This is a genomic window from Sorangium sp. So ce281 (assembly GCF_051527395.1).
In the GTDB taxonomy this organism is placed as follows: Bacteria; Myxococcota_A; Polyangia; order Polyangiales; family Polyangiaceae; genus Sorangium; species Sorangium cellulosum_B.
In genome coordinates this window covers 8,402,478-8,418,037 of the sequence record NZ_CP150322.1, presented here as the reverse complement: position 1 = coordinate 8,418,037, position 15,560 = coordinate 8,402,478, and the positions used below count along the sequence as shown (strand labels likewise).

Here is a 15,560-nt window from a genome sequence, read left to right as displayed (position 1 = left end):
TGCACGTGAAGGCGTGCGCATGGATGGTGCGCTGTGGCGATGCGCGCCTGTGTCGCATAGGGGCGTACTGCCCTGGGCTCGCTACCCGACCAGCGCCGAGCCCTTGGCGAGCTGCGCGCGGCCGATCACGGCCAGGAGATCGGTTTGGGTCACGATGCCGCGCAGGCGCATCCTGGCGTCGACGATCAGCGCTTCGTGCACGCGCCCGCAGGAGAGGAGCTGGAAGAGCTCGTTGATCGGCGTGTCCTCGCCGGCGGTCTCGAAATACTGACCCGGCGCTACGCCGCAGCGGAGACGGCCTTCTTGCGGGGGCGCGGCGCGCGGGTCGCCCCGGCCGCGCCGGCGCCGGACGGCCTCGTCGGCATGGCGCCCGCGGGCGGGGTGGACACGGCGCGGACCAGCGCGGCGGCGATGGCCGCCGTCATCCTCGCGGTCGGCAGGCGCGGCGTGAACGCGAGCACGCGCTCGCCGGGGCGCCGGCCGCGCGAGGAACGGCCGCTCTTCGCGAGCCCCTCGACGGCGCGCTCGCACGGCGAGCCGGGGGCGACGCGCAAGAGGACCTCGGGCAGCCCGATGGCGCCGCCGGCGCCGGGCGCGTAGACGACGCCGACCTCGATCCCGACGAAGCCGGGGAGCGCCGCGCGCGGCGAGAGGCCGAGCCGGAGCTCGTCGGCGTCGGGGCTGCCGTCCGGGATGCGGAGGCGGCCGACGACGCGGAGCTCCTGCGCCCCGGCCGCGGCGCCGGCGGGCGCCTTCCGCAGGCGCCGCACGCGCCGCGCGACGTCGCGCAGGAACGCGACCGGCCGCGCCGCCGGATCGGCGGGGAGCTCGGCGAGCCGGCCGGTGCAGAAGATCGCGAGCAGCGCCGTCGCGTCGAGCGCCAGCAGGTGGGCGTGGTACGGCGAGGCGGCCGCCACGGCGTGGACGCCCGCGCCGAGCCCGGCGAGCAGCGCGACGAGCAGCGCCTTGCCGGCGCGCGTCGAGACGTCGAGGTAGACGCCGCGCGCCCGCGGCGGCTCGCGGAACGCCTCGGCCTCCGCGATGGGGAGCCACTTGCCAGGGCGCCGCAAGGTCGCGGCGGCGCGCTCCGGGCGGGGCGTGCGGTGCGCGGCGAGCGCGGTCGCCGCCGCCACGAGCGCGGCGCCCGGCGTGCCGTCCCTGAGCAGGAGCTCCAGGGCGACGCCGGCGACGAGCGCGAGCCCCGCGAGCGCGGCGCGCGGCGCGAGCGGGATCGGGACGAGGGGCCGCGGCAGGGCGCCCGCGGCGCGCGCGAGGCGCTCGTGCTCGCGCGCCTTGAGCGCGACGAGGGCGCTGTAGAGCGCGAAGAGGACCACGCCCGCGGCCACGTAGAGGGTGCGGCTGCGATCGGGGCTGCCGGCCGCGGCGTCCGAGAGGCGGCCGAGCGTGTCGGCCCCGGGCTTCGCCGCCGCGGGCTCGGGCTGGAAGGCGCGCGCGTCGGCGCGGATCGCCCACCGGATCGGCTCGGCCTTGGGGGCGTACGGGCGGAGCAGCTCCAGCTCGTCCTTGTCGAGCGCGCGGCGGAGCGTGGAGAGCGTCGTCGGCGCCGGGAGCGCGTCGGGGGACGCCTCGTCGGCCCGCGCCTCGTCGACGCGCGGCTCGTCGGGCGCGGCCGGGAGCGCGACGGTGAGCCGCGCGGAGTCGTAGCCGTCGTCCCAGACGGGGCCGCTCCAGGAGACGCGGGAGCTCGGGCCGTCCTGCCGGATGAGCCCGCGCTTCATGAGGTCCGTGCGGTAGCGGAAGAAGAGCACGAACACCCCGCGGCTCAGCCCCTTGCCGTCGAAGCGGGCCCGCATCGCCGCCGGGCGGCGCGTGCCGTCCTCGCGCGGCCGGAGGTCGGGCGGCAGGAGCTCGATCGCGACCGGCGTCGCGGACGCGAGCGAGCCCGCCTCCGCGGCCTTGAAGGGCACGGCGTAGCTGCCCTGATCGAGCTGGGCGTCCGGGTCGACGCCCTGGATGTCGAGCCCGCGGAGCGGCCCGCCCGAGATCTTCAGCGTGACCTTGTGCTCGACCGTGGCGGCGCCGGCCCGGTCGATCGACAGGCGCACGTCGTCTCCGGCGATGTGCACCTCGACCCACGCGCGCGCGGGGAGGGCGAACGCGATCGACACGAGCGCCGCCAGGAACGGGAGCAGCAGCGCCGGCCCGGGGCGGCGGGCGATGCGAGAGGGCATGGTGCAGGAGTCCCACGTCGCCGCGCGCGGGGCCAAGTTCCAGGGACGCCGCCGGCCGTCCCGCGCGGCCGCCGCGCTCACCCGCCGGGCCGGCGTCGCGCGCGGACTGGCGACTGCAAGGCGAGGGCGTCGATCAGAAGACGACGCCGAGCGAGAGCGACCCCATGAGCTTGATCTTCCCCGCCTTCTCGTAGAAGGAATACTGGTAGGGGCCCGCGGTGATCGTCACGGGATCGGCGAGCGCCACGCCGAGCCCGAAGCCTCCCGACATGGCGAACCCGCCGTCTCGGCTGAGCACGTTCGTGCTCCCCACCATGCCGCCGAGGACGACGCTGCTCACGTCGCCGCGGCCCTCGAGCCGCCCGGGAGGGGTGATGACCGCCTCGAACGACTCGTAGCCGATGCGGCCTTTCACCCAGAAGCCCCGCAGCGCCTTGCCCTCGACGTAGACACCGACGTCCGCCGCGAGCGCGTAGCCGGTCGTGTCGAGCGACGCGTCCTCGAGCGAGCCCCAGATCCACGACGGCGCGATCCCGAGGGTGAGCGGCCCGATGACGGCGACCTCGCCCTCGAAGGTCATCTTTCCAAACAGGAGATCCAGCGCGTTGTAGCGGACCGACCAGCGGCAGCAGGTGGACTCGGGGGGCTTCGGGGGCGGCGGGGGCCCGGCCGGCAAGGCGTAGCCCGGACCATAGCCGGGCGGCTGTTGAGGATAGCCTTGCTGAGGATAACCTTGCTGGGGGTAGCCCTGCTGAGGATATCCTTGTTGCTGAGGGTAGCCTTGCTGCTGAGGATACCCCTGCTGAGGATATCCCTGCTGCTGAGGATATCCTTGCTGCTGCGGGTAACCTTGCTGCTGAGGATACCCCTGCTGCTGCGGGTAACCTTGCTGAGGATATCCTTGCTGCTGAGGATACCCTTGCTGCTGCGGGTAACCTTGCTGCTGAGGATACCCCTGCTGCTGCGGGTAACCTTGCTGCTGAGGATACCCTTGCTGCTGAGGATACCCGGACGGCGCCTGGGCAGCTCCGCCGGGCTGCGCCTGGCCCTGCGGGAGCGGCTGAGCGTTCTGTTGCGCTGTCGCCGCCGGGGCGAGGAGGAGCGCGCCGAGGCCGAGAAGGAGGCCGCAAGCTGCCGGGCGGAGAGCTGCCCTGGACAAGGGCGCGCGCGCGGGGCCCAGACCCGTGGTGAAAGCGCAATCCATGGCGGTGGACTGTACCGAATCCCGAGCACGCCGGCTACACGCGCGCCGCGAACCGTCACCGCGCTCGCGCGCACGATCTCCAGCCTGTAATCTCCGTCCCGATGCCGCCAGTCCCCGAAGTCGTCGCCGTCACAGAACTCGCGCCCGGAAGCGCCGCCTCGAGCGGCGCCGCGGCCGTGCCGGCGGTCGATCCGAGCGCCGCGCGCGGCGCCGAGACACCCTCGGCCGAGCTCGATCGTGCGCTGTCCACGCTGGGCGACGCCGCGCTCGGGTTCGCTCGCATGCCGGCCCTCGAGAAGGCCTTCCTGCTCCGCTCGTCGCTCCCGGACCTGCTCGCCGCCGCGCGCGCCGAGGTCGAGGCGTCGTGCGCCGACCGGGGGCTCGATCCCGGCTCGGCGGCGAGCGGGGAGGCGTGGCTCGCGGGGCCTTGCGTCACGCTCTCGCAGGTGCGCCGCCTGGCCGAGGCGCTCGAGGACATCGCCGCGCGCGGGCGCCCCCAGCTCGGCCGCGGGGCGGTGCGCGCCCGCGCGGACGGCCGGATCGAGGTGGAGGTGTTCCCGGCGCGCCTGAAGGACACCGCCCTGCACGGGCCCCTCCGCGCGCGCGTGCTGATGCAGCCCGGGGCGACGCGCGAGAGCGTCCGGGAAGAGCAGGCGCGCTTCTACCAGCAGCGCGACCCCGAAGGGGGCGTCGCGCTGGTGCTCGGCGCGGGCGACGTCGCCCGCGTCCCCCTCCGGGAAGCGCTGCACAAGCTCTTCGTCGAGGGGCGCGTCGTGGCGCTCGCGATGAGCCCGCGGAGCGCGCCCCTCGGCGCGCTGGTCGAGCGCGCCCTCGCGCCGCTCGTCGCGCGCGGGCTCCTCCGCTTCGTCTACGGCGGCGCCGCGTCGGGCGCCTACCTCGCGGCCCACCCCGCCGTCTCGGAGGTCCACGTCACCGGCCCGGCGGGCGCGCACGACGCGCTCGTCTGGGGGCCGCCGGGCCCGACGCAGGCGCGCCGGCGGGCGTCGGGAGCGCGGCTGCTGGACAAGCCCGTCTCCTCCACGCTCGGCGGCGCCAGCCCGGTCCTCGTGATGCCGTGGCTCTACGGCGGCGACGAGCTCTGGTTCCAGGCGAGGTGCCTCGCGAGCCAGATCGTGAGCGGCGCGTCGCACGGCAGCCACGCCGCGAGCGTCCTCGTGCTGCCCAGGGGCTTCGCGCAGCGGCCGCTGCTCTTCCGGATGCTGCGCCGCGCGCTCGCCGCCGTGCCGCCGCGGCGCGCCGCCCACCCGGAGGCCGAGGCGCGGTACGCCGCGCTCACGGCCGGGCGCGCGCCGATCGAGCCCGAGCGCCTCGAGGCCTCCGCCGACGTGCCGCTGCCGTGCGGGGTCGCGCGCATCGGCGCGCCAGGGCCGGGCGAGCTCCCCTGGACGCTGATCGCCGGGCTCGCCGCGTCGGACGCCGCCGAGCCGCTGTTCTCGACCGAACCGCTCGGCGGCGTGCTCTCCGTCGTCGAGGTCGGCTCGAGCGATCCGGTGGAGTTCCTGGAGGCGGCGACCCGCTTCTGCAACGACCGGCTCGGGGGCAGCCTTGGCGCGACGATCGTGGTGCACCCGATGAGCGAGGAGGACCCCGCCGTCGGGGCCGCGCTCGACCGCGCGCTGCTCGATCTCCGGTACGGCGTGATCGCGGTGAACCAGGCGCCCGCCGCCGCGCACGCGGCCGTCGTCCCGCCCTGGGGGGGCCACCCGGGCTCGACGCTCGCCGACATCCGGAGCGGGCTCGGCTTCGTGCACAACACAGCGATGCTCGCGCAGGTCGAGAAGACCGTCCTGCGCGCGCCGCTCACCGCCTTCCCGCGGCCGCCCGGCTTCTACGATCACCGGCGCTCCCACGTCGTCGGGGAGAGGCTCGCGGCCTGCGCGGTGGATCCAGGGTGGGGGAGCGTCGCGCGCGTCGTGGCCGCCGCGCTGCGGGGCTGATCCGGCGTCGCGCCCCCACCGCGATCTCGTCGCGTTCCCGCCTCGCCTCGATTCCGCCTCGATTCCGCCGCGCTGGCGCGGCGATCAGGAGGGGAGCGACGAGCGGAACTCCTTCACCTTCTCCACGATCTCGCGCAGCGCCTTCCGCGAGGCCTCCGAGGCGTCCTCGGCCAGCTTCTCGGCGTCGAGGAGCCTGGGCTCCAGCTTGTCCCAGGCGTCCTTCGCGTCCATGCCGGCAAGGTGGAGCCTGACGCGGATCTCGTCGCGCAAGGTCTGGAGCGACTCCAGGCTCTTGTTCAGATCGCTCTTCAGTTCCGATGTGATGTTGCCCATTCTTGTCCTCCCGAGGCTACGAGTGTCGATCGCTCCTCTCTGCTCGTGATGCATTGGCCGCGCCAGTTGGCGCGCTTCGACGCGGCGCGCGACGTTCACGCGTCCTGACCGGATCCGAGCCCATCCAACCCGGGCGCAGCCGCCGCGCCCTCCTCGCGAGGTGTGGCAAAAGCGCCCAGGGACGTGCGTTTTGCCGCACCTCGGACGCAAGCGCGCGTGCGGGCGCTCAGGCGAGTTGCGCCTGCGCGCAAACGATGCCGTCATGATCGGCATAGACGAGCTCGCCGGGAACCCACGTGACCCCGGCGAACGTCACGGCGATGTCGCGGTCCCCCGCGCCCTTCTTGGCGCTCTTCCTCGGGTGCGTCGCGAGGGCCTTCACGCCGATCGGGATCTGGCCGATCGCCTCCGCGTCGCGGATGCACCCATGAACGATCACACCGGCCCAGCCGTTCTGGTGGGCCATGGCGGCGATGTTGTCTCCGAGGAGCGCGCAGCGGAGGGAGCCGCCTCCGTCCACGACCAGCACCCGCCCCTGGCCGGGCTCTTCGAGCGCCTTGCGGACGAGCACGTTGTCCTCATGGACCTTCACCGTGGTGATGCGCCCGTGAAACAGCCGAGCTCCGCCGTAATCCCGGAAGATCGGATCGGCGACGAGGACGTCCGGGTGCTCGTCGCACAGATCCGTGGTCTTGATCGATGAGCTCATGAAGACTCCCTGTCCGCCTTCCTGGGTTGTCGACCGCCGGATTCAACCGCTCATCCGCCGCCGGTCACGAGGGCTCGTGGCGCTCGCCGTCCTTGGCGGAGGGGAGGGAGGCGCCGCCCTTGCGCCTGCCCGCGCCGGCGAAGGCCGCCGGGTCGACGCCATGCCGGGCGAGCCACCGGCGCAGCTGGTTCCGGTGCATCCCGAGCGAGCGCGCCGCCCGCGTGACGTTCCCCTGCTCGCGCCGCAGCGCCGTCTCGATGGCGAGCCGCTGCATCTCCGGCGGCGCCGGCGTGCGCCTCGCGACCTCCGTGATGTCGAGGCCCGCGGACGGCGCGAGATCCGCCACCTCCACGGCGGTGCGCCCGGCCGCGAGCGCCGCGAGGCCCGCCTGCCTCACCTCGCAGAGCAGCTCCCGCACGTTGCCCGGCCACGCGCGCAGCGCGCAGCACTCCAGGAAGCTGGCCCCCGGCGCGAGCCGCGCGCCTGTGCGCCTGAGCTCCGCCGCCACGAGCCAGGGGATCTCCTCGAGCCGCTCCGTCAGCGACGGGATCCGCACCTCGGGCCGGCCGATCCGGTAATAGAGGTCGTCCCGGAACCGGCGCGCCGCGACCTCGCCCTGGAGATCCTTCAACGTGGCCGCGCACAGGCGGAACGCCACCTTGCGCGGGCGCGTGTCGCCGAGCGCGACCACCTCCCGGGTCTCGAGGACGCGGAGCAGCTTCGGCTGAACCGCCGGATCGAGCTCCGCGACCTCGTCGAGGAACAACGTGCCGCCGTGGGCAGCCTGGACATAGCCCTCGGCGTCGGCGGTCGCGTCCGAGTAGGCGCCGCGCCGCGCCCCGAAGAACAGCCGCTCCGCGAGGCCCTCCGGGATCGCGGCGCAGTTCACGGCGACGAAGGGGCCGCCCCGCCCCGTCGCCGCGTGGTAGGCGCGCGCCGCGAGCTCCTTGCCCGAGCCGCTCGGCCCGGTGAGCAGCAAGGTATCCCCGCGCATCCCCGCGCGGTGGATCGCCTCGCGGACCTGCCTGAGCGTGGGGCCGACCAGCCCGTCCTCGTGCTCCAGGACCCCGCCGCGCTGGAACGGCTCGATGTCCGCGGTGAAGCGCAGCAGCGTGCTCCCGAGCCGGATCACGCGCGGGGGCGACGAGAAGACCTGATCCTCGATCTGCACCCCATCGACGAAGGTGCCGTTCCTGCTGCCGAGATCGGTGATCCGGAGACCCGCGCCCGACAGCGCGACGCGGACGTGCCGGCGCGACACCTGCTCGTCCTCGACCACCACCGTGTCGTCCGCCGCTGCGCGGCCCAGCACGACCGCGCCGCCCTCGAGCGGGATCGGCGCGCAGGCAGGCTGGCCGCGGGCGAAGATGACCACCAGGCCAGGCGTCGCCCCCTCTGGCGACGCCGACGGCGCGGTGTCGGACGCCCTGATCGTCGACTGATCGTCGGCACCCACACCTCACGCATACATGATCCCACGCCGGCCCTGAAGGCTCTCGGGTATCGGTCAGTGTGGTTGAAAAAATCTATCGAGGCGCGATGCCCGCGCCTCTCTCGTCGTGGGAGTGCGGCTGCTCGTCGTGGGCGTGCCTCTGGCCGAGGCGGTCAGTACCGCGGCACCGAGGGGTCGACCTCTTGCGACCACGCATCGATTCCGCCCTGGAGGTTGTAAAGGTTCCTGTAGCCCTTCGCGAGGTAGTGCTCGGCGGCCGCCTGGCTGCGGCCGCCGTGGTGGCAGTGGAAGACGATCCGCGCGTCCTTCGCGAGCGTCTCCAGGTACTGCTGCCCTGCCTGATCGAGGTGACGGGCGCCCTCGATCGTGGCGATCTTGCGCTCCTGCTCGGTCCGGACGTCGAACAGCGCGATCGCCTCGCCGCTGTTCAGAAGGGCCTTGAGCGCGGTCGACGAGATCTGCTTGACCTTCGGCGGCTCGTTCGGGCTCTCCAGCTTGAAGCCGCCGCCGGAGGGGCCCTCGACGAAGTCGATCGACAGCCCCTCGGCGCGCCGCGCGCTCGCGCGGTCGAGCAGGAACACCGCCCCGCCCGCCTGGGCCTCGATGTCGCCTGCCTGCCGCGGGCCGAAGTAAAGGCCGTAGTTGTAGGACGGGTCGATCTCGATGTGGACGAAGTCGGCCTCGGACTCCTTCGCGGCCGCGAACGCCGCGAGCGCCGCCGCGGTCACCCGGAGCGTGGGCGGCGCCTGCGCCTCGCCCTGCGCGAGCCCGAGCGCCTTCACGAGCTCCCCGGTCGCGTGCAGCTCCTTCACGATGTCGCAGCCGCCGACGAACTCGCCGCGGATGTAGAGCTGCGGGATCGTGGGCCAGCTCGAGAACTCCTTGATGCCGTCGCGCAGCGCGGGATCCGAGAGCACGTCCACCGTCTGGTACTCGGGGAGGTGCTCGTCGAGGAGGGTCACCACCGCGGCGGAGAACCCGCACTGCGGCATGGTGCGCGTGCCCTTCATGAACAGGACGACATCGCTCTCGCGGATGATGGTGGCGATCCTGGCCCGCATGGGCTCGCTGAGGCTCATGTGCTTGCTCTCCCTGCGCGGCGGTGGCGGTGCGGTCGGCTCCCGCGCTCGTCCGCGGGCCTCTCGCTAGCATGAGCAAAGCACGGCAGCGAGGCCCTCCAGCCGGCCCCGCCCGCGTCGACCGAGGGCGGAGCGCGCCGCCTCCCTGCGCGCTCAGCGGCCGAGCAGGAGCCCGAGGACCGCCGCGATCGCGGCGAGGGTCGCGATGACGGCCGGCGCGCCGAGCTCGGCGCCGAGCGCCCGGAAGCGCCCGCCGCTCGTCGCCGGAGAGCGCGCGAGCGCTTCCGACGGGGGCGGGACGCGGCGCACGCCCGGCGACGCCGCGCTGTCTTCGCGGAGCTCGACGAGGAGCTGATCGAGCGGGGCGTGCTCGCCGAACGGGCGCACGAGGCGGAGCGTCACGCCGCCGCCGAGATCGGGGGGGAGCCGGAGCCGCAGCGTCCTCGCGGCGATGTCCGCCGGGGCGCGGTGGGCGCCGCTCCGGGCGCAGCTGTCGCAGCCGCCGCCGTCGCAGCGGGCGCAGGTGACGCGGGCGGGCACGGCGATCTCGATGTCGGCGCCGTCGCGCGCCCACGCCGCCGGGACGGCGATCGCGAGGCGGCCTCGCGAGCCGTCCGAGGCGTCGAGGCCATCGCGGTCGATCAGCTGCGCGAGCTCGGCTCTGCCCATGGACCTTGTGTGCCGCACCCGGGCCCCGGCGCCAAGCGCCGGCGCTGGGCGAGACCCGCCGCCGCGCCGCGGATCACGCCACCCGACCGGCGCGCAGGACGCCCACCGCCGAGAGCAGGCACGCGATGGCGAGCAGCAACCCGCCGAGCGACCCGGGCCGCGTGCTCTCCTTCAGCCCCACGACGAGCACACGCGCGAGCTCGCCGTCCGGCACCTTCGCCGGGTCGGACAGGTAGCTGAACACCGCGCCGAGGTCGATCCACGTCGCGTGGATCGTCGCGACCAGCGTCGTCAGCCCCATGGCCGCGATGAACCCGAGCTTCCCGGGCTCCGGCCGCCGGGCGTACTGCAGCCCCGCGCCGACCGTGACCATCCCGAAGACCAGGATAGGCCACATCCCCCAGCCGCCCTCGACGAAGAAATCGAACATCGGTGCCTCCCTCTCGTCTGCTCTTCTCTGCCTGCCGCGTCTCGTCGCCGCCGCCGTGCGCGCCGGCCTTCACGAGCCCCAACGCGGCGCCGCGGATCCCGTGACCGGAAAACTTCCTTGTCACGCCTGCTGCCCTCGCGCGTTATGTCGGCGTGGAGAGGGAGGGCGCAGCAGCTCCGTCCGACGCCGAGCTCGCGGCGCGCCTGAGGCGCCGCGATCCGCGCGCCTTCGACGCGCTCTACGCGCGCTACCACCCCCGGATCTTCAGCTTCCTCGTGCGCCTCTCCGGCCGGCGCGACGTCGCCGAGGACCTGTTCCAGGACACCTGGCTCGCCGTCGCGCGCCACGCCGGCCGGCTCGCCGAGGACACCGATCTCGCCGCGTGGCTGTTCACGATCGCCAGGAACCGCTACCGGAGCCACCGCCGCTCCGCCTTGCTCGACCTCGCCCGCGCCGCGCTGTTCTCCCGCGAGCCCGCGCCGGCCGCGCCCGAGCCCGAGGGCGCGGCGGACGCCCGGGCCGACGTGGCGGCGCTGGAGGCGGCGCTCCGCGATCTCGCGGCGGCGCACCGCGAGGTGCTGCTCCTCGGGGCCGTCGAGGGGCTCGACACGGCGCAGGTCGCCCAGGTGCTCGGCATCCGCGAGGACGCCGCGCGCAAGCGCCTGTCGCGCGCCCGCGCCGAGCTTGCGGTCCGCCTCGAAAGGCGAAATGCTGAGCGTCCGCGGTGGGGATCGACGACCTCGATCTCCGCCGCGGACGCCGCGGATGCGACGGATGGACAGCCGCGAGGAGGTTCTCGATGAAGCCGTTCTCAGGAGAGGAGCCTCTGGCGAGGGACCTCGCCGATCTGCCGCCGGTCGCCCCGCTCGACCCGGCCCGGGCCGACGCGGTCCGGCGCCTCGCCCGCGACGCGCTGGTGGAGCTGGTGGAGACCGAGCGCCCCGCGCCGAGCGCGCGGCTCTCGCTCGCCTGGTCGGCGGTGATCCTGCCGGGGCTCCTGCTGAGCTCGGGCTGCGTGTACGTGTGGGATTCGGTGCAGAAGATCGGGCAGATCTACGGGGGAGGGTAGCGGCCGGGCGGCGCCTTCGCCGCGCTGCCCGTGACGAGCCGCGCGGGGGGGAAGCGGCGGCGCGCGGATCAGTCGCCGAGGTCGACGACCTCGAGCCCGTGGTACCAGAGCGCGCAGAGCGCGGTGTCGCCGGAGATCGTCACCTGCGAGACGTACGACGAGAGCTCGCCCTTCATTTCGAGCGTCAGCTCGTCGAGGTCGGCCGCGTCGAGCACCGAGAGCGCGGGCGGGTTGTAGCCGGCGAGGAGGAGGCGGGTCCCGTCCACGGCGCGCGGCCAGCCGGCGTCGGGGGTCGAGAGCTCCTTCGTCGCGACATCGATGCTGCCTCCCTCGAGCCCGCTGGCCACGAGGATCCCGGACGAGTACGCGCGCCCGCCCACCGCGTCGCCCACGGCGTAGTACCCGGAGGTGTACATGAACACGCGGTCATCGCCCACGAACACCTGGTCCAGGCGGGTGTCGTCGTCGAGCGTGTGCTCGTCCCTGAGGCGCGCGCTCGAGCTGCCGACGTCGAGCAGCTTGAGGGTGTGGTGCGTCCCGCGGCAGACGCCGGGGCCATCGTAGTTCTGCTGGTTCGCCGGCACGAATTCAGCGTAGTAGCTGAACGCGGTGTAGCACTCCTGGTAGCTCGCGACCTCGAGCTCGACCGCCTCGTAATCGACCGTGAGCGCGCGGTCCGACGCGCCATCGAAGGTCAGCAGCGAGCCGGGCACGTTGACCGGCGTCCGCACGACCGGCGATGAGGGATCGGCCACGTCGATGCGGTCGATGTAGAAGCGCGCCCTGGAGGCGTCGTTCGACAGCGGCACCCAGTGCGACGTCAGCACGGTGGTCCCGTCGAGCTGCAGGCCCGTGTAACCGGTGCCGTCGGGCAGCGGCAGCGAGCGGTGCGTCGGGCTCGACGGGTTCGAGAGGTCGATGATCTCGAGCGACGGATCGCGGGGCTGCGGCGGCGGGGCGCCGCCGCCGTCCTCGTAGTAGTAATAGTACTGGTCCTCGACGTTGCGGAGCACGAGCGTGCTCCCTGCCTGGACCACGGCGGCGCCCGTGGGGACGATCCCGCCATGGTACCCGGAATAGTAGAGCGCGTTGCTGGTGAACGGCAGATCGCGCTGGCTCGCGATCCGGGGGGCTTCGGGGTTCGTGAGATCGATGACGGCGAGGCTCGTCTTCGTCGAGTCCGCGTACGAGGGCCAGAGCAGGTAGGCGTGTTGCCCGTGCGCGAAGAGCTGCGCGCTGATGAGGCCGGAGCCATAGCAGTCGCTCTTCGATCCGGAGGCCAGCGTCGAAAGGTCGAGCTTCCCGATCGGCTCGGCGCGCCCCGGCTCCGCGGCGTACACGACCTCGAGCTCCGCGGCCTGGGTCCACCAGTCCGCGCCCATGCGGATCACGAGATCGCCGGTGGCGACCGTGTTGCTGACGACGGTCGCCAGGGCCAGGTCGGCGGCCTCGACCGGGGCGTCGCGATCCTCGATGTTGAACGTCCCGACCTCCTGGTCGGAGACGGCGAAGAGCCGCGTGTCGTGGACGAAGGCGCGGCGCGCCTGGCCGCGCGCCGGCGCCGAGCCGCGCTTCGTGAGCGTGTCGGCCGTGAAGTCGACCAGCTGGACGCCGCTCTCGTACGAGCCGCAGCCCTCGGCCTCGTCGATGTCCCAGCCGCTGTACGGCACGAGGATGGTGCCGAGATCGTCGAGGATGGTGAAGGCCTTGTGGATCCGGTCCTGGCCCTCGGCGAAGCTCGCCCAGTCGCCGCCGAAATGGACGCGCTCCAGCATCGTGGGCTTCGCGAGGTCGGAGACGTCGAAGAGCGAGACGTGGAGCGAGCCATCGGTGGCGGCGTTGTCGAAGCCGAGGGCGAGCAGCCGGTCGCCGCGCGGCTCCATGTGGTAGACCCAGCCGGGCATCTCGAGCTCGCCGAGCTGGGCGGGGTGCTCCGGATCGCTGAGATCGAGGGTGAAGAGCGGGTCGGTCTGCTCCGCCGTGATCGCGTAGGCGCGGTCGCCGTCGAAGCGCACGGAGCGCAGCGTCTCGGGCCGGGGCAGGGTGAGCTCGGTGAAGCCGAGGGGCGTGAGCTCTTGCGAGGACGCGACGGCGAAGGTCTGGACGCCGGGCAGCGCGTCGGTCCGCCAGAGGCCGGGCTGGCTGACGACGCGGAGGACGCCCTCGTGCTCGTCCATCTGCCAGCGGCTCTGGATCTGGCCGACCGCCTCGACGCTCGCGCCCTCGACGAGCGCGCCGCCGGGATCGGAGATGTCGACGACCTGGATGGTGGAGTGCCCCTCGTCGGTGCCGTCCCACTCGATGCCCGCGATGTACATGCGGTCCTGGGTGACGCTCACGCTGCGCTGCCACCCGTAGTCGTTGGGGTCGTCGTCGTAGCTCAGCTGATCGACCACGGCGATCTCGGCGGGGGCGCCGACGGCCAGGGAGGTGATCGTGGTGTTCCGCGACTGCTTGCACCCCCAGCAACCGCCGTCCTCGAACGTGACGGTATAGAGCACGTCGCCGACGATGCGCGAGTCGGAGATGGCGCCCGGCAGGTCGAACGAGCCGATCTGCTGGATATCCGCCGGGTCGGAGACGTCGAGCGCCTCGATGTGGCTCGATTGCTCATAGGAGTACTCGCCGGTGGCCGCGTCGTAGATGTATTGGGTCCACGACGAGAACATCGCGTAGACGACCCCGTCGCGCAGGTACATCTCGAAGGGGATCCCGCTCGCCCGGTAGCGCCCGACGAGGCTCAGCCGGTCGCGCTGGGAGATGTCGATGATGCTGAGCCCCGAGTACTGCGAGAGCGCGTAGAGCTTGCCGTCCTTGACCTGGATGATGTCGGCCTCGGTGATCGCGCGCTCGGCGTCGCCGTCGGCCGGGGGCGCGGTCGGGTCGCCGTCTCCTCCGGTGCCCGCCGAGGCGCTGCCGCCGTCCTCGGCCGTATCTCTTCCACCGCCGGCCCTCGGATTGTCAGAGATGAAATCGGTCGAACCGGTTTCGGAGGAAGGCCCCGTCGAGCCTTTCCCGCAGCCGGTGAGTCCGGCCGAGGCCGCCGCCGTCGCGAGGACGAGCCAGCCGGCGTAAGTTCGAGACAGGAAGGTCATGGTTCACCTCGTTGAGGACGAGACACAGGGCGTCATGTCTCCGCCGGTGCGCGTACACTGTTCAGGTCCCGTGCCCGGCGCACACAGCAAGTAACGGGCCACGCGGAACTCCGCGAAAAATCCAAGGAATTCGCCGGTATTCCCGTGGCTTGTGCCAGAGTGTGCGGCCGGCGGGCTGCTGGCGGTCATGGGCCTGCCCGCAAGGCGTGCGCCGTGGCGATGTTCGATGCCCTGGTCCCGGGGTGAGCTCTCATGACCTGGAGGCGGCTCACGCGGCTTGTGGGCAGCTGTTCGCCACCGCGGGAGCATCGCGCCTGCGCGCGTGGATGCGTGGGGGGCGCCGGCGCCGTGCTTGGCACGAGGTGTGAATCCTGGCGCCTGCGGCTGCCGAATGGCAGGTTCGTCTATCTCTTGATAGGAGGCTTGACGATGGATCTTTTCAGCAAACGTCACCGGCTTGTGGTTGCGATGCTCATGCTCTTCGTACCTTTGCTCACCGGCGCCAAGGGCAAAGGCTGTCAGGGCCCGATCGAGGGCGGGGGGGCTGGCCCTGGGGGAGGTGGGGTGGCGGGTGGCGAGCCGGCCTCGTGCCAGGTGACCGGCTGCAGCGGCCAGGTCTGCGCGGACGAGGACGTGGTGACGGACTGCGAGTACCGGGAGGAATATGCGTGTTACCAGGAGCACAGCGTGTGCGAGCGGGGCGCGTCGGGCGAGTGCGGCTGGCGGGCGACGCCGGAGCTCGAGGCGTGCCTCGGCGGCGGCGAGCCTGCGCCGTGCGTGGTGACCGGCTGCAGCGGTCAGGTCTGCGCCGACGCCGATGAGGAGATCGTCACGACCTGCGAGTACCGTGAGGAATACGCGTGCTACAAGGAGCACGGCGTGTGCGAGCGGGGCGCGTCGGGCGAGTGCGGCTGGCGGGCGACGCCGGAGCTCGAGGCGTGCCTTGGCGGCGGCAAGCCTGCCCCGTGCGTGGTGACCGGCTGCAGCGGTCAGGTCTGCGCGGACGAGGAGGTGGCCACGACCTGCGAGTACCGTGAGGAATACGCGTGTTACAAGGAGCACGGCGTGTGCGAGCGGGGCGCGTCGGGCGAGTGCGGCTGGCGGGCGACGCCGGAGCTCGAGGCCTGCATCGCGGCGGCCTCTCCTGACAGGACGCCGGTCGGCGGCAGGTGCATCCGAAACAGCGGCGACGCCTGCGTCACGGACGCCGACTGCGTGGCCGGCGGCTGCGGCGGCGAGCTCTGCTACAACCCTGCCGTGAGCGAGGGGATCTCGACGTGCGATTGCACGAGCCCGGGGCTCGGCTGCGGGTGCGTGGACGGCGCCTGCACGTTCTGGAACTGAGGCCGCCGCCCAGGGGGCGCGCGCG

General features: G+C 73.2%; 14 protein-coding genes. 5 read left to right on the top strand and 9 right to left on the bottom strand.

Going from position 1 to position 15,560, the window contains the following annotated elements:
- Positions 1 to 278 precede the first annotated feature (278 nt).
- On the bottom strand, positions 279 to 2,192 hold the full coding sequence (locus WMF27_RS32005; RefSeq protein ID WP_437765073.1) for a hypothetical protein: 1,914 nt from the start codon (positions 2,190 to 2,192) through the stop codon (positions 279 to 281).
- 133 nt (positions 2,193 to 2,325) lie between these two features.
- Entirely contained in the window at positions 2,326 to 2,868 is a 543-nt protein-coding gene (locus WMF27_RS32000) for a hypothetical protein (RefSeq protein WP_437765074.1), read from the bottom strand.
- A gap of 30 nt (positions 2,869 to 2,898) precedes the next feature.
- On the opposite strand from WMF27_RS32000, the gene WMF27_RS31995 reads away from it, so the two are divergent.
- Together WMF27_RS31995 and WMF27_RS31990 are read left to right on the top strand one after the other, a co-directional pair.
- The gene (locus WMF27_RS31995; protein ID WP_437943232.1) at positions 2,899 to 3,486 is read left to right on the top strand and encodes a hypothetical protein; all 588 of its coding nucleotides are present in this window, start codon (positions 2,899 to 2,901) and stop codon (positions 3,484 to 3,486) included.
- Between the two features lie 11 nt (positions 3,487 to 3,497).
- The gene (locus tag WMF27_RS31990) at positions 3,498 to 5,354 is read left to right on the top strand and encodes a hypothetical protein (protein WP_437765076.1); all 1,857 of its coding nucleotides are present in this window, start codon (positions 3,498 to 3,500) and stop codon (positions 5,352 to 5,354) included.
- Between the two features lie 84 nt (positions 5,355 to 5,438).
- Here the strand turns inward: WMF27_RS31990 and WMF27_RS31985 are convergent, their stop codons facing one another.
- The 6 genes from WMF27_RS31985 to WMF27_RS31960 all read right to left on the bottom strand — a co-directional run bounded on the left by WMF27_RS31985 (position 5,439) and on the right by WMF27_RS31960 (position 10,027).
- Complete coding sequence (locus WMF27_RS31985) at positions 5,439 to 5,687, bottom strand: hypothetical protein (protein WP_437765077.1); 249 nt, start codon at positions 5,685 to 5,687, stop codon at positions 5,439 to 5,441.
- Positions 5,688 to 5,913: 226 nt separating this feature from the next.
- On the bottom strand, positions 5,914 to 6,396 hold the full coding sequence (gene rraA / locus WMF27_RS31980; protein ID WP_437765078.1) for a ribonuclease E activity regulator RraA: 483 nt from the start codon (positions 6,394 to 6,396) through the stop codon (positions 5,914 to 5,916).
- A gap of 64 nt (positions 6,397 to 6,460) precedes the next feature.
- Positions 6,461 to 7,852: a sigma 54-interacting transcriptional regulator gene (locus WMF27_RS31975; protein WP_437765079.1), complete on the bottom strand. Its 1,392-nt coding sequence runs from the start codon at positions 7,850 to 7,852 to the stop codon at positions 6,461 to 6,463.
- Positions 7,853 to 8,001: 149 nt separating this feature from the next.
- A complete protein-coding gene (grxD, locus tag WMF27_RS31970) occupies positions 8,002 to 8,928 on the bottom strand; it encodes a Grx4 family monothiol glutaredoxin (protein ID WP_437765080.1) in 927 nt (308 codons plus the stop codon).
- Between the two features lie 153 nt (positions 8,929 to 9,081).
- Complete coding sequence (locus WMF27_RS31965) at positions 9,082 to 9,597, bottom strand: hypothetical protein (protein WP_437765081.1); 516 nt, start codon at positions 9,595 to 9,597, stop codon at positions 9,082 to 9,084.
- A gap of 73 nt (positions 9,598 to 9,670) precedes the next feature.
- Positions 9,671 to 10,027 carry a hypothetical protein gene (locus tag WMF27_RS31960; protein WP_437765082.1) on the bottom strand — a complete coding sequence of 119 codons (357 nt, stop codon included), beginning with the start codon at positions 10,025 to 10,027 and terminating at the stop codon, positions 9,671 to 9,673.
- Positions 10,028 to 10,179: 152 nt separating this feature from the next.
- Here WMF27_RS31960 and WMF27_RS31955 point away from each other — a divergent pair, with 152 nt between their 5' ends.
- Positions 10,180 to 10,830 (top strand): RNA polymerase sigma factor, encoded by a 651-nt coding sequence (locus tag WMF27_RS31955; protein ID WP_437765083.1) that lies wholly within the window; start codon positions 10,180 to 10,182, stop codon positions 10,828 to 10,830.
- Positions 10,827 to 11,096, top strand: coding sequence for a hypothetical protein (locus WMF27_RS31950; protein ID WP_437765084.1), 270 nt, complete (start codon positions 10,827 to 10,829; stop codon positions 11,094 to 11,096). Before WMF27_RS31955 ends, WMF27_RS31950 begins: the two co-directional genes overlap by 4 nt.
- A 68-nt stretch (positions 11,097 to 11,164) precedes the next feature.
- Here WMF27_RS31950 and WMF27_RS31945 read toward each other — a convergent pair whose 3' ends face one another.
- Positions 11,165 to 14,191, bottom strand: coding sequence for a beta-propeller domain-containing protein (locus WMF27_RS31945; protein ID WP_437765085.1), 3,027 nt, complete (start codon positions 14,189 to 14,191; stop codon positions 11,165 to 11,167).
- A 474-nt stretch (positions 14,192 to 14,665) separates the two neighbouring features.
- Here WMF27_RS31945 and WMF27_RS31940 point away from each other — a divergent pair, with 474 nt between their 5' ends.
- Entirely contained in the window at positions 14,666 to 15,535 is an 870-nt protein-coding gene (locus WMF27_RS31940) for a hypothetical protein (RefSeq protein WP_437765086.1), read from the top strand.
- Positions 15,536 to 15,560 lie beyond the last annotated feature (25 nt).